We start from the raw sequence: 12,223 nt of genomic DNA, 5'->3' as shown, positions 1-12,223 counted from the left end.
CGGCCACCTCGTCGCGTGTGCCTGGTCACCCTGAGGCGGGATCAGGGGTTTCTCGGGGCTAAAACCGATATCCCCGGTGACATCGATCGACCAGGCTGATCCTGTGCTCGCAGACCTGCTCAACGCCGCGACCGTTCTCGTCGACCGGCTGACCACGCTCGATGAGTGGTCGGTCCTGCTCTTCACGTACCTCTCGGCCACCGTCGAGATGACGTTCCTGCTCGGGCTGCTCGTGCCGGGCGAGTCCGTGGTCATGCTGGCCGCCTCGCTGCACGGCCCGGGCGGCTTCGCCCTGGCGGTCGCGGCGGGCACGGCGGGTGCCCTGACCGGGCAGATCTGCGGGTACGCGATCGGCCGCGTCTTCGGCACCCGCCTGCGCAGCACCCGCCTGGGCCGCCGCATCGGCGCCGAACGCTTCGACCGCGCCGAGGACTACCTGCGCGAACGTGGCGCCTCGGCGCTGGTGGCGGTGCGCTTCGTCGCGGTGATCCACGCGATCGTGCCGATCGTGGCCGGCGTGGCCCGGATGCCGTTCGGCCGTTTCCTGGGCTGGTCGGCGCTGGGCACGGTGCTGTGGGTCGGCACGTTCGCCGGGGTCGGCGCGGCGACGGCGAGCGCCGACTCGACCGGTGGGGTCGGCGTCGTGCTCACCGCCGTCGCGGCTACCTGCCTGGGTGTGGTTCCTTTCGCTGTGCGGTTGTTCCGCCGTTCGCCGGCTGCCGCGCTAGCCGGCGGACCAGTAGAGGGCTCGGGCGAACTCGGCGTACAGGCCCTTCGGGTGGGCGCGGAACAGCGGCTCGGTGCCGAAGAGCACCGCCCGGCCCCCGCGCGCCGTCCGGCCCGAGACGACCGAGGCCTGCCCGGCCGCCTGGTCCGGCCCGCCTACACCGGGCCCGGTCGGCAGCCAGTGACCGGCCACCAGTGGATCGGCGGCGTAGCGCTGCTCGACCGTGAAGCCGGAGCCGGCGAACCAGATCGGCGAGTAGACGAACGCGTGCGGCAGCGCGTCGAGGCCGATTACCGCTCCGGTGTTGGTGACCGCGACGACCCCGTTCGCGTCACCGCGGCCGGGCACCGCCGTCGCCGGCAGCAGGCCCGCCGCCGCGTTGAAGGCCGCGCCGGTCGCGCCCCGCGTCACCACGCCACCGCGGCTGAGCAGGTCGTCGACCGACGCCTTGCCGGTCGGCGTGAGCTGCGCGTACGACAACCCGGAGGAGACAACCAGGGTGTCCACGCCGGACAGGTCGGCGCCGGCGTTCAGCAGGGCCGTGGAGACGGGGCGTACTTCGAAGCCCATCTCACGCAACGCGAACAGCTCGTCCGCGGCGACCGCGGCGGCCAGCACCGGACGGCTGAACGGGGTGCCGGCGGAGCCGCGGGGCGCGGCGCTGAAACGTACCCCGAAACGCCTGGCCAGAGCTGCGGCCTCGGGGCGCGCAGCGGCCGGGACCACGACGGTGCCCGCGTCGGTGTGCCGGAGCTTGATGCCCAGGTCGAGCAGAGCGTTCGTGGCTCGGACGTCGGCCGGATCGCGCAGTTGCAGCGCCAGGTCGCGGCGCTTGCCGGCGGTGACTGACCCGACCGCGGAGGCGGCCTTGACCGGCGTGGTGCTCACCCTCGGGGCGGCCGTGCGGCTGATGTCGACCGAGGCGCCCCACAGCAGGCGGTGGCTCCAGCCTGAGATGTCGTACATCTGCGGAACCAGCGCCGAGATGTCCCGGCCCGCCTCGAGCAGCACGTTGGCCAGGCCGCGCTTGGGCTGGTGCATGTCGACGAGGTAGGACCCGGCGGGGTAGCGCCGGCCGTTGAGTGAGAAGGCCCGGCGGGCCTTGGTCACCCGCACGTCGTGGGCCACCAGGTGGTCGACGAGCCGGGCAGCCGCGGGAGCCGAGCGCTGGCCCGCACCGACCGGGATGACGTAGGCGCGCGGGAACTCGGTCGAATACCGGTCCTCAGGTCCGAAGCCGGGCACGAAACCGTCCGGGATGCGCGGCGAAGGCGCACCGGCCCAGCCCCGGCGGAACTGCTCGATCTGACCGGCGAGCAGCGACGCCCGATGCGTGTCGGCGTAGGTCAGGGCGGCCTCGATGGTGGCGGTGGCCACGGCGGTGTTGACCGCGGAACGGCGGCGCAGCTCCTCGACCGGCAGGCTGGCGTAGACACCACGGTTGACCTGCCACGGGATCTCCACGGTGTGCCCGACGGCGCCCTGGTAGATCGCGTACATCGGGGTGAAGATCGGCGGCCAGTCGTCCCAGTCCCCCGGCGCGTAGTCCCGGAACGGGATGTCGACGCTCTCGGTCCCGGGCAGGCCCAGCTGCTTGACCGCGGCCTCCATGCCCAGAGCGTTCGGCAGCGCGTGCTTGATGTAGAGGTCGTATTCGTAGTTCTGCCCGTGCGGCGGCGTGGCCGGCTCGATCAGGGTCGCGCCGGTGTAGCCGTGCTCGTCGAGCATCACGAGCGGCTGGGTGCCGATGACAACGTCGCGCACGGCCCGCGACTCCGGCTGCGAACTGGTCGCATGGTCGCGGTTGATGTCGAAGCCGGCGCCGTTGACCCGGGTCCCGGCGATGCGGCCGTCCGGATTGTTGGTGACCGTCACGTAGAACCTGGTCCGCCGCAACAAGGAGGCGGTGGCTCGGTCGGTGGCGGTGGCGAGGCGTTCGATGACCCGCAGGGCGCCGTCGGTGCCCTCCCACTCGTCGCCGTGGATGTTCGCGTTGATCCAGACCGGGGTCTTGTAGCCGCGGTGCAGGGCCCGGTCGCGGGCGGCGGCCCGCGGGTCGTCCTCGATCAGCGCCCGCCAGCGGTCCTGCCGGGCCGCCTCGGCGGCCGACTCCGGGGCGGTCACGGTGACGAGGTAGAGGTCGCGGCCGAGGGCGGAATGGCCGACCACCTCGGCGGAGACCCGGTCGGAGGCATCCTGCAGGGCGTTGAGCCGGGGCGCGATCTCGTGGTACGGCACCAGGCCGAGCTTGATCGACTTGTCGGTCGGGTCCTGTGGGTAGACGCGCAGGTCGGTCTGGCGGGGGTAGCCCTGGCGCTTCGGGGTCCATCGCTGGTCCGGGGTGGCGCTCAGCGGCGTGGCGGCCGAGCCACGGATCTCGGGGGCCGTCGCGGCTACCTCGTGGCGCTCCGGGCCGTTGCCGAATTCCCTGGTCGTCGAGCTTCCCGGCGCGGGATCGGCCGGCGCCGGATCCGCCAGCGCGGGATCGGCGAGCGCGGGATCGGCGAGCGCGGGATCGGCGAGCGCGGCTTGAGCTGGTGCGGGATTGGCCGGCGCGGCTTGGGCCGGTGCAGGATTGGCCGGCGCGGGATCGCCCGGTGCGGCCGAAGCCGGACCGGCGCCGGCTCCGACGGCGAGCAGCAGGGCACAGAGTCCGGTCAACGCCCGTGACGCGTCCACAAAGCACCTCCTTGACGTGCCCCTGACCTTCTCGCGGGGACCCGCGACATCGCAATGACGACGGTGAATCCTCGCCATACCGATCCTCCCATCACACCGTCCGGCGGACAGTGGGGTTAACCCCCGGTAGACAAGGGGGCTGGCTGCAATGTGCCGCCCCGGTCGGGTGCGACAGGCTCTTGTCGACCGGCTCGCCGCGGGGCAGCCGCGCTCTTGGAGGAGGGACCATGTCGGATTCGGGGGACCGCATCGTCAGCCGGCGGCTTGTGCTCGGCAGCGCCGCCGGCCTCATTGGAGCAGGGCTGGCGCCCGCGGGGGCGGCGCACGCCAGCGGCGGCCCCCGGCGAGGCCCGGTGGACCAGCACGCGGTGGACGCAGTGGCGGCCAGGTTAGACGGCAGTCTGATCGATCTGCGCCGCCAGCTACACAGTCATCCCGAGACCTCGGGTCAGGAGAAGCGAACCGCCGAAGTGGTCGCCCAACGCCTGCGGGCGGCCGGGCTCCACGTCACCACGGGCGTCGGCGGGCACGGCGTCGTGGGTCTGCTGACCGGCTCACGGCGCGGCCGGACGGTCGCCTATCGGGCGGACATGGACGCGGTCGCGCCAGGTGACCAGGTGGGCGGTGGCCCCCAGGCAGCCCATCTGTGCGGGCACGACCTGCACACCACAGTGGGCGTAGGGGTCGCGGAGGTGCTGGCACGCCTGAGACACCGCCTCGCCGGCACCGTGGCCTTCTTCTTCCAGCCCGCCGAGGAGACGCTCGCCGGTGCCGCCGCGATGCTCGACGCGGATGTGCTCGGGCGGGTGCGTCCGGCCGAGATCCACGCCCTGCATTGCGGCCCGTTCCCGGTCGGCCAGTTCGTTGTCACGCCCGGGTATGGCCTGCCCGGCCAGGATCGCGGCGTCATCACCCTCACCGGACCCGACGCAGTGGCACGGGCACGGCAGCTCGCCGCGGAGATCAGCGCGCTGGGCACGGTGTCGCGGCCGAGCACCGGCGCGGACCTCGAACGACTCGTGGCCGACTTCCAGACGCCGGACGGACCGCTGGCCGAGTTCGTCGCCATGCAGGCCGGCGTCCCGGCCGGGGATCGGGCGGAAGTTCGGGTGTCCTACCGCTGCTGGCCCGAGGAGCGGTATGCCGGGGTCCGCGACGACATCCGACGGCTGGCCCGGTCTGCCGGCCCGGCCACGGTGGATTTCCCGAAGGACCCCTTCCCGGCCATGGTGTGTCCGCCGAAGGAAGCCCTGGCACTCAAGCGGCACTTGCAGCACACGGCCGGTCGTGGCCGGGTGGGGACGGCGTATGCCGCGATCCCGTTCAGCGGTGAGGATTTCGCGCTGTTCCTGAACCGGATTCCCGGCACGTACACCTTCCTCGGTGTCCGATCGCCCGGGGCCGCGATCGAGACGAGCTATCCGCACTTCGGCGCCTTCAACCCGGACGAGCGGGCCATCGGCCACGGCGTCCGCGCGATGGCAGGCTGGCTGGCCAAGCGCGCAGTCAACCCGGAGGCATGACCGAGCCGGGATGCCGGGCGAGCCCGGATGCGGAACGAGCCGGGATGCCGGGCGAGCCCGGATGCGGAACGAGCCGGGATGCCGGGCGAGCCCGCATGCGGAACGAGCCGGGATGCCGGGCGAAGCCGGGATGCGGGACGAGCCGCCGCAGCAACGCTTAATGGCCCGGACCAAGACGCGGCCGGAACCGGCCCCGATGCGGGACCGGAGACGCGCAATGGACCGAGCCAGGACCAGCGGCCCGACCCGGGCCGGGATGAGAGGTGGACCGGGGACGACGCCCGTGCGAACGCAATTCGCGGGCTGCGTCGTCCCCGGTCCGGTTCTGAGGGGGTTCGTTATGCCACGGTGCCGGTCACCGTCGTGCCGGACTTGGTGACGTAGTAGGTCACCACGGCGCCGCTCCAGAAGTGAAACTTCAGGGTTACCCGGGAGCCGTCGTTGACCTCGGCGAAGAGCTCCGGCTTCAGGGTGATGACGTTGGCCGGGTAGTCCGGGGCGAAGGTGTAGTCGAACTCCTTGAACGGGGTCCAGTTCTGCGGGCCGGCGTTGCTGCCGTCGGCGTAGGTGGCCTCCATGGTGGCGAGCTGGTCGCCACGGAAGGTGGTGGGGATGGTGAACGCACTGGTGGTGCCCGTTGCGGCCGACAGGGTCGGAGTGTCGTGGGTGATCAGGTTGAGGCGCCACGGCACGCCGGTGGAGAAGTGAACGTGCAGGGTCGCGTTGACGCCGTACGCCCGGGAGCCGGACAGGCGGGTGAGCAGCGCGGCCGTGAGCGTCAGCTGGTCGCCGGAGATGGTGTAGTCGGTGTCGCGGACCAGTTCGGTGCTGCCCTGGCGCAGCCCGGTGAAGGTGGTGCCGTTGAGGTTCAGCGTCACCGTCTTGCTCGTGATGGCGGCCGAGCGGGCGCTGAAGACCAGGTCGCTCGCGGCCGTGCCGGAGCGGGTGGTCCAGCTCGACTTGATCTGGGCGATCAGTTCCGGATCGGACCACTGCAGCGAGGTGCGGCCGAAGTGCTGACCGTTGTCCCACAGCATGGTGGTCACGTTCTTCGCCCGCGCCTGGGCGCCGAACAGCTCGAAGAACTTGAGCTTCTCGCCCTGCTCGATGGTGCCGACGTGCCGGTCGAAGCCGAGCAGGCCGTACTCGCCGATGATCACCGGGATGCCCCGGGCCACGAAGGTGGTCGAGATCCGGTCGAACATGTCGGTCAGGTCCTTCTGCGCCGTGGCGTCGAAGCGGTAGCCGCCGGCGATGTTCACGCTGAACGGCCAGTAGCCGTAGTAGTGGACCGTGGCGATCAGGTTCGGGTCGTTCATCGCGGTGAACGTCGCGGTCAGCTCGTCGAGGCGGGCCTGGTCGGCCGAGGTGTGCAGGGTTGGCAGCACCAGCAGCCGGGTCGCGTTGCCGCCGCCGGAGTCGCGGACGATCGTGTGGAAGGACGTGTTCAGCTCGTTGAGCAGGTCCGCGTTCTGGGCGTCACCGGAGCTGCCGGTGAACTGCGGCTCGTTGACGCTTTCCAGCACCAGCTTCGCCGGGGAGTCACGGAATGCGGCGGCGAGCTGGGTCCAGGTCGCGTTGTAGCGGGCCAGCACGGTGGTCCGGTCGGTCGGCATCGTGTTGATCCACTGCCAGGAGTCGTGGTGGATGTTGACCATGACGTAGAAGCCGTCGTCCAGGGCCCAGCCGACCACCTCCTTGACCCGGGCCAGGTAGGCGGCGTCGATGGTGTAGTCCGGCGCGCCACTCTGGTGCTGGCCCCAGGTCACCGGGATCCGGATGCTCTTGAAACCCTGCGCCTTGAGCCCCTCCAGCAGAGCCTCGGTGATCCGCGGATTGCCCCAGGAGGTCTCGTCGGCGCCGGTGGCGTCCAGCGAGTTCCCGAGGTTCCAGCCGGGCTGCATGGCGGCGACCGTGGCCATCGCGTTGCCGGCCGGCGGCGGGGTGGTCGGTGGCGTGGAGGGCGAGCTGCTTGCCGACGGGCCGGGGCCGGGTGCGCTCGGCGACTGGCTGGGCTGGCCGACGCTGCCGGTGCAGGCGACACCGTTGAGGGTGAACTCCGTCGGCGCCGGGTTGCTGCCGGTCCAGGTGCCGTTGAAGCCGAACGAGGCCGAGCCGTTGGTCGCCAGCACCGCGTTGTGCCCCACGTTCACCGCGGTGACCTGGGTGCCGGCCGCGGTCACCGTCGCGTTCCAGGCCTGGCTGACCGCCTGTCCGGTGGCGAAGGTCCAGCCCAGCCGCCAGCCGTCGATCCGGTCGCCAAGGTTGGTGACCGTCACGTTGGCGGTGAAGCCGCCGGGCCACTGCCCCGCGTTGGCGTAGGTGACCCGGCAGCCCGCGGCCGCGTTCGCGCTGGTTGCGGTGGCGACGCCGAGCCCGGCCACCAGCGTGGCGACCGCCCCCACGAGGAGACCGGCTCGCCACCGGTGCCTACGGAGGGACCTTTGCAAGCCGATCATGACACTCCTAGATCCGGACAGTCCACGCGAATGACCAGCGCAGATTAAGTCTGGAGTCCAAACTATGTCAATCGACCAAACTGTATCTCCGGGGTCAGAAGTGGCTCTTCGGAATCACGCCGTGCACGCCCACCGTGCGGTCGACGACCTAGGACACGGCGAAGTCCGCGGCCGCCGACAGGTAGGCGTACGCGATCGCCCGGTCCATGCCCAGATCGTGCTGGAGGAAGTCGAGGGCGTTGACCACCGCCCGGCGCATCGCGACGTCGAGGTCGTTGCCCTGCCCGCCCGGCGCACCGTCCGGGTCGGACAACCCGATCGGCACCCAGGCCTGCGGCGTCTCGGCGAACGGGTAGCCGAAGGCGACCGACGGCGCTCCCTTCGCACCCTTCTTGACCACGGTCAGCCGGTAGGTGGCCCGCAGCGACCCCTCCAGCGCGGTCAGCGCCACCTCGCCGTCCCCCATCGCCAGGTGCGGGTCGCCGACGTAGAAGAGCGCACCGGTCGCGAAGACCGGCAGATAGAAGGTGGCTCCCGGGCCCAGCAGGCTGATGTCGATGTTGCCGCCGCCCAGCGTCGGCGGGATGGAGTTGAGCGCCGGGTCGGTCAGCGAGCCGGCGTCGGCGAACGCGACCCCCATCATGCCCATGAACGGGTGCAGCGGGAACGCCACGTCGCGGTGCCCGGGCCGGGGCAGGACGCCGGTGAGCCGGCCGCCCCGGGCCGCGCGGACGGGTGTGAAGACGGAGACGTTGCCGTACCGCCGGGGGTCGCCGGTGGGCCGGCCGTCGGTCGCCACCGGCGGCATGATCTCCACCTCGGTGATGCCCGCCGGGACGGCGCCACCGGCCAGCCGGGGCAGTGCGCCCTTGCCGTGCCGGCTCGACACCACCCCGTACGGGACCCGGGGCACCGCCGCGAGGATCTCCACCTTGAGGACGTCGCCGGGCTCCGCGCCGTCCACGTGGATCGGCCCCGTCACCACGTGCGGGCCGTCGACGTCGAAGTTGCGGGTGGTGCGGTCGTAGTCGCGGGCCACGGCGACGGCGTCGGTCAGCACCTGGCGGGCGGGCACACCGTGGCCGGCGAACCAGCGCACCGGGTCGCGGCCCTGGTCCTCGAGGATGCCCTCGTGCGAGACGGTGTCGACGGTGACGGTCTGCCCCGAGCGCATCCGCAGCACCGGCTCGCTGGTCACCGACGGGACGTAGCCCCACCGCACCTCGTCCGGTCGCGACGGCAGATAGTGCCGGCCCGGGATGGGCCCCTGGCCGGGCTGCAGGATGCCGGCCGGCCGGCCGAGCCGCAGGCGTGCGGGCATGCGCGGGCGTAGCCGCGCACGTGACAACGCCGCCGGCGCGGGCATGCGCGGGCGTAGCCGCGCACGTGACAACGCCGCGGGCGCGGGCGTGCGCGGGGGTGGCCGCGCCGGTGACAACGCCGCCGGCGCGGGCCTGCGCGGGCGTGGCCGCGCCGGTGACAACGCCGCCGGCGCCGATCGCGGCGGCCGCCCGCAGGAAGGTACGCCGTCCCAGCGCCGCCACCAGGATGTCCCGTGCCCTGCCACCGCCACCACGGAGCGGCCGACCAGAAGCGGCGAATTCGTCGATGTCCATGCCGCCCAGTTGTAGGCACACCGGGTGTCGGCGCCGTCGCGGGCCGATGTCCGCCTGATGAAGCCACCGAGCGCCACGGTGGTCACCAGGCAGTGGCGACGACCTCGACCAGCGGCACCGGCGGCACCCCGCCGCGTACCGCCTCCAGGAACGTCACGATCTCCGCGGCCACCGAGCGGTGCTGCAGGTCGTTGAGCACGTCATGGTGGCCGCCGCGCACGACGGCCAGCCGGGCCTGCGGGAGCGACTTGGCCAGGCGGTTCAACTCCGCGTGATCGGCGAGCGGGTCCGCGTCGCCGGTCAGCAGCAGGTGCGGCACGTCGGCCGTGCTGCCGTAGGCGGCGTCGAGCAGAGCCGCCGGCGCCGCTTCGGCCAGAGAACCGGGCACCACGGCCGGATCGTCGGTGAGCACACCGCGGTGCACCGGGCAGTGGGTACGGAGGTCGAGCTCCTCGTCCCGTCCCCCACCCTGCCGCCCGTCGTAGCCCGGCAACCCGGCCAGCACAACAGCGTCCGGCCACCACGCCTTCTCGGGCGACGACTGTGCCACCAGCGCGGCGATCACCGCCGCACCCGTGTCGGCCCCGGCCAGCACCAGCGGGCGAACGAGATCGATGCTGCTCACCGCCTCCTTCAGTGCAGCGTCAGCCACCGAGAGGTCGGTCGAGGGCGGCAGCACCCGCACCTGGTAAGCGTCGGCAGCCAGCCGGGCACCGAAACGCCCGTACCCCGCCTGGCTCTCGCCCCGCCCGGGCAGCACGAGCACCGTGCCACGGATCCGGACCCCCTCGGGCGCGGCGAAGTCGCGGTAGCCGGTCATGTCAGTCCACCTTCGGTTTCCAGCCGAGGGCGGGCGCCACCTCGGTCGCGATGAGTTCCAGGGCGCGGATCGCGGCGTCGCGGTCCGGGATGCCGGGGTTGAACTGGGCGATCAGGTCGGTGGCCACCGGCAGCACCCGTTCCGCCTGCAGCCCCGCGATGATCTCGTCGGGGTGGCCGTGGAAGGCGTGGAAGCGCCGCAGCTGCTCTTCTGTGCCGAGCCCGGCCGGGAAGGCGCCGCGCCGGACGAAGCCTTCGGTGGCCCGCTGGACGCCGTCGCCGATCTGGGCCAGGGCGGTGCGCTTGTCCCGCGCCGGGAAGATGAAGCGGGACAGGCCGATCCGGGGTTGGTGCGGGCGGTCCCAGGCGGCCAGGAACTCGTCCGCCCAGGGCCGCTGGATCACGTCGGTCGGTTCCTCGTAGCCGTAGGTGGCCCGGTTGAGCAGCAGGTTGGTGCCGGCCGCGGCCGCGTGCCGGGCTCCGGCGGCGCTGAACACGCCCTGCCAGATGCGGTCGGTGAAGTCGCCCGCCGGTGGCTGGATCGAGAAGCCGGACGTTCCCAGCTCTTCGTTGGACAGGGCCCGGCGCAGGGTGGCCAGGCCGACGGTGGTCAGCTCGCGTTTCTGGTCGAAGTCGGCGCCGAAGGCCGCGTACTCCTCCGGGCCGGCGCCGCTGCCCACGCCGATCTCGGCCCGTCCGCCGCTGAGCGCGTCCACCACCGCTACGTCCTCGGCCAGGCGGATCGGGTTCTCCAGCGGCAGGATGGTGATCGCGGTGGAGAGCCGGATCCGGCGGGTCCGGGCGGCCGCGTGGGCGAGGAACGGCCACGGCGACGACAGTCCCCCACCGCCCAGCGGAATGTGGTGCTGGGCCACCCAGCCGACGTCGAAGCCCAGCTCGTCAGCGACGACGAACAGCTCCTGGGCGTCGCGGTAGGTGGTGGCCAGGTCGCCGCGGCCCTGCACGTGGGTGAGGAAGCCGAGCCGGAAGTGCGGAGTGGTGGTCACGCCCGGCCCCGAACCAGGTCGGGCTCGGCGCGACGGGCCGCCGTGTGCACGTTCTCCGGGATCGGCAGGCCGAGGTTGCCGCGCAGGGTGGTGGCCTCGTACTCGCGGCGGACCACCCCACGCTCCCGCAGGATCGGCAGTACCCGGTCGGTGAACAGGGCGAATTCGCTGGGTACGGTCACCGTCACGTTGATGCCGTCAAAGGCCCCGGCCTCGTACCAGCGCTGGATCTCGTTCGCGACCGTCAGCGCGGAGCCGACGAACGGCGAGCGCCGCGACTCCAGGGAGTGCTGCACCGTCTGGCGCAGGGTGAAGCCGTTCTCCCGGGCCAGCCGGGTGATCTGCTCGGCCTGGGTCTTGAAGCTGAGCGCGCCGAGGTGGCCGACCTCCGGGAACGGCGCGTCGAGGTCGTACTGGGTGAAGTCGTGCCAGCCGAACGGGCGGCCCAGTTCCTTGAGCGCGCGGTGGAAGTCCTTGCCGGCCAGCGACTGGCGTTCCTTCTCGCGGGCCTGCTCGTCGGTGTCGCCGATGATCAGGCTGATGCCGGGAACGATGAGCACATTCTCGGGGTCGCGGCCCTGGGCGGCGGCGCGGGCCCGGATGTCGGTGGCGAACGCCCGGCCCTGCTCGACGGTCTGCGCGTGGGTGAAGATGGCGTCGGCGATGCCCGCACCCAGGTCGCGACCCTCGTCGGAGTCGCCGGCCTGGAAGATGACCGGCTGGCCCTGCGGCGAGCGCTGGATGTTCAGCGGCCCGGCGACCGAGAAGTGCTCTCCCCGATGGTCCAGCGCGTGCTGCCGGGACCGGTCGAAGAAGACGCCGCCCTGCTTGTCCCGGGGGAACGCGCCGTCCTCGTACGAGTCCCACAGTCCCTGGACCACCCGCACGTGTTCCAGGGCCCGGCCGTAGCGGGTGGCGTAGTCGTAGTGCTCGGCGCGCCCGTAGTTGCCGGCCGTGCCGCCGTCGCCGGTGGCCACCACGTTCCAGCCTGCCCGGCCGCCGCTGATCAGGTCGAGCGAGGCGAGCCGCCGGGCCACGTTGAACGGGTCGTTGTACGAGGTGGTCAGCGTGCCGACCAGCCCGATGTGCGAGGTGTGCACGGCGACCGCCGACAGCAGCGTGAGCGGTTCGAGGCGGTTGAGGTAGTGGTGCGGCGAGTCCGGGGTGATGAACTGGCTGTCCACGATGAAGACGTGGTCGAACTTCGCCGCCTCCGCCTGCTGGGCCCGGGCGATGTACCAGCGGATGTCGACGCTGGCGTCGCCGGGGATCTCGGGGCTGAGCCAGGTGTCGTGCTGGCCCGGTCCACCGACCCCCATGAGGACGGCGCCGAGCTTGAGGTTTCTCCGGGGCATGGTGAGGAGTATCGGCAGGTTCGCGGCGCGCCGTCCAA

7 protein-coding genes and 1 pseudogene are annotated in these 12,223 nt (G+C 72.2%); 2 read left to right on the top strand and 6 right to left on the bottom strand.

Annotated elements, in window-relative coordinates; genetic code table 11:
* Window positions 1–208: 208 nt before the first annotated feature.
* Window positions 209–544 (top strand): annotated as a pseudogene (locus ACQP2Y_RS20230) (DedA family protein); the annotation flags it as partial.
* A gap of 180 nt (window positions 545–724) precedes the next feature.
* Here ACQP2Y_RS20230 and ACQP2Y_RS20225 read toward each other — a convergent pair.
* Complete coding sequence (locus ACQP2Y_RS20225; RefSeq protein WP_433730495.1) at window positions 725–3,406, bottom strand: M14 family zinc carboxypeptidase; 2,682 nt, start codon at window positions 3,404–3,406, stop codon at window positions 725–727.
* Between the two features lie 266 nt (window positions 3,407–3,672).
* On the opposite strand from ACQP2Y_RS20225, the gene ACQP2Y_RS20220 reads away from it, so the two are divergent.
* Window positions 3,673–4,929 carry a M20 metallopeptidase family protein gene (locus tag ACQP2Y_RS20220; protein ID WP_433730493.1) on the top strand — a complete coding sequence of 419 codons (1,257 nt, stop codon included), beginning with the start codon at window positions 3,673–3,675 and terminating at the stop codon, window positions 4,927–4,929.
* 338 nt (window positions 4,930–5,267) lie between these two features.
* On the opposite strand, the gene ACQP2Y_RS20215 is transcribed toward ACQP2Y_RS20220, so the two are convergent.
* The 5 genes from ACQP2Y_RS20215 to ACQP2Y_RS20195 form a co-directional block, all read right to left on the bottom strand.
* Window positions 5,268–7,334 (bottom strand): cellulase family glycosylhydrolase, encoded by a 2,067-nt coding sequence (locus ACQP2Y_RS20215; protein WP_433730491.1) that lies wholly within the window; start codon window positions 7,332–7,334, stop codon window positions 5,268–5,270.
* Between the two features lie 202 nt (window positions 7,335–7,536).
* Complete coding sequence (locus tag ACQP2Y_RS20210) at window positions 7,537–8,709, bottom strand: acetamidase/formamidase family protein (RefSeq protein WP_433730489.1); 1,173 nt, start codon at window positions 8,707–8,709, stop codon at window positions 7,537–7,539.
* 377 nt (window positions 8,710–9,086) lie between these two features.
* Window positions 9,087–9,824: an alpha/beta hydrolase gene (locus tag ACQP2Y_RS20205; protein ID WP_433730487.1), complete on the bottom strand. Its 738-nt coding sequence runs from the start codon at window positions 9,822–9,824 to the stop codon at window positions 9,087–9,089.
* A 1-nt stretch (window position 9,825) separates the two neighbouring features.
* Window positions 9,826–10,830, bottom strand: a complete 1,005-nt coding sequence (locus ACQP2Y_RS20200; protein ID WP_433730485.1) for an LLM class flavin-dependent oxidoreductase — start codon at window positions 10,828–10,830, stop codon at window positions 9,826–9,828.
* Window positions 10,827–12,185 carry an NtaA/DmoA family FMN-dependent monooxygenase gene (locus ACQP2Y_RS20195; RefSeq protein WP_433730483.1) on the bottom strand — a complete coding sequence of 453 codons (1,359 nt, stop codon included), beginning with the start codon at window positions 12,183–12,185 and terminating at the stop codon, window positions 10,827–10,829. The genes ACQP2Y_RS20200 and ACQP2Y_RS20195 overlap by 4 nt, the downstream gene beginning before the upstream one ends.
* Window positions 12,186–12,223 lie beyond the last annotated feature (38 nt).

Source organism: Actinoplanes sp. CA-051413 (assembly GCF_050955795.1).
In the GTDB taxonomy this organism is placed as follows: Bacteria; Actinomycetota; Actinomycetes; order Mycobacteriales; family Micromonosporaceae; genus Actinoplanes.
Note: the sequence above shows the minus strand (reverse complement) of the source record. Positions and strands in the feature narration are given on the sequence as shown.

Coding starts and splice junctions, on each gene's coding strand:
- ACQP2Y_RS20210 (WP_433730489.1), bottom strand. CDS start 8,709: ATGCCCGCACGCCTGCGGCTCGGCCGGCCGGCCGGCATCCTGCAGCCC.
- ACQP2Y_RS20205 (WP_433730487.1), bottom strand. CDS start 9,824: ATGACCGGCTACCGCGACTTCGCCGCGCCCGAGGGGGTCCGGATCCGT.
- ACQP2Y_RS20195 (WP_433730483.1), bottom strand. CDS start 12,185: ATGCCCCGGAGAAACCTCAAGCTCGGCGCCGTCCTCATGGGGGTCGGT.